This is a genomic window from Thauera aminoaromatica S2, assembly GCF_000310185.1.
Lineage (GTDB): Bacteria > Pseudomonadota > Gammaproteobacteria > Burkholderiales > Rhodocyclaceae > Thauera > Thauera aminoaromatica.
In genome coordinates this window covers 1-1275 of sequence record NZ_AMXD01000287.1, presented here as the reverse complement: position 1 = coordinate 1275, position 1275 = coordinate 1, and the positions used below count along the sequence as shown (strand labels likewise).

2 protein-coding genes are annotated in these 1275 nt (G+C 72.2%); both read right to left on the bottom strand.

Translation table 11 applies throughout. From position 1 onward, the window contains the following. Positions 1-167: 167 nt before the first annotated feature. Positions 168-701 (bottom strand): DUF3833 domain-containing protein, encoded by a 534-nt coding sequence (locus C665_RS19610; protein ID WP_004330039.1) that lies wholly within the window; start codon positions 699-701, stop codon positions 168-170. A gap of 233 nt (positions 702-934) precedes the next feature. Then, positions 935-1275, bottom strand: a 341-nt coding sequence (locus C665_RS19605; protein WP_004330038.1) for an MFS transporter, incomplete at its 5' end; no start/stop codon positions are given.

The window sequence follows — 1275 nt, the reverse complement described above, 5'->3', positions numbered from 1 at the left end:
GCGCCCGCGCGCGGAGAGCGCGAGGCGCGCGCCCCTGCGGGCGAGCGCGAGCGCGAGCGCCTCGCCGATGCCCGAGGACGCACCGACGATCCACACCCGCCGCCCCGCCCATTCGCGGATCGGCGTGTTGAGCGGCGCGAACCCGCCGCGGCGGGCAGCCGGTGCGGTCACGGGCGCGGCCTCTTGTGGAAGGACAGCGTGACCTCGCCGAGGCGGAAGCCCCACTTGCTCATCAGCGAGCGGTTGAGCATGACCTGCTCGTCCATCAGGAACATCCAGTCGTCGAAGTCGACGTTGTACACCTTGCCATCCACCGGCAGCGCCAGCACGTAGCGCCAGCGCAGCGCGTTGCCGGCCGCCTCGCCGGCGGCCTCGCCGACCACGTCGTCGGCACGGCCGCTGTAGCGCCCGGGACCGAGGCGCGTGATCGTCCACACGCGGCGCTGGGTCGTGCCGTCGGAGTAGGTGAACTGTTCGTCGAGCGTGCCGGTGTCACCCTGCCAGCTCGCCTCGATGAGCACGTGGAAGCGCTTGACCACCTTGCCCGAGCGGTCCTGGAACATGCCCCAGGCGTCGATCGTGCCGTCGAAGTAGTCGCGCAGCTCGAGCACGGGCGTTTCGGCACGGTATTCGTCGATCTTCACGCTGCTGCACCCCCAAAGCCCCATCAGGGCGACGCACATCAGGAAAAAGCGTTTCACGATTCCTCTCCTCCGACCAGATTCCGGCTTGCTGCGTCGTCGCAGCGTCGGTGCTGCGATCGCGACTTGCGTCGCTCCTACGGGCCGCCTCACCCGCTGCCGTCCCCCCCCCAGCGCCGGTCGCCGCGTTATCGCGACTTGCGTCGCTCCTACGGGCCGCCTCACCCGTTGCCGTTCCCGCCGCGGCGGCGGTCGCCGCGTTATCGCGACTCGCGTCGCTCCTACGGGCCGCCTCACCCGCCGTCGTTTCCAGTGCGGCGCCGGTCGACGCTTGTGGGAGCGACGCAAGTCGCGATCCCGGGCGGGTCGTGTCCCGTGCCGGGATCGAGCACGGCTCGCCCGTGCCAGAGCAGGGCGATGGCGGCGAGCTTGAGAGCGACCGGTGCGAAGCCGTACACCGCCCCGAGCGCGGCGACCGCAGTGGGCTCGCGCGCGCCCGGGGCGTAGCCGAGCAGCGCGAGCAGGGGCAGCGCCAGGCCGGCGGCGAGCGCCAGGTTGGCCTTGGTGACGAAGCTCCACCAGCCGAAGCAGGCACCCGCCTCGAGCGCGCGCGAGCGGGCCGGCGCACGCCCGT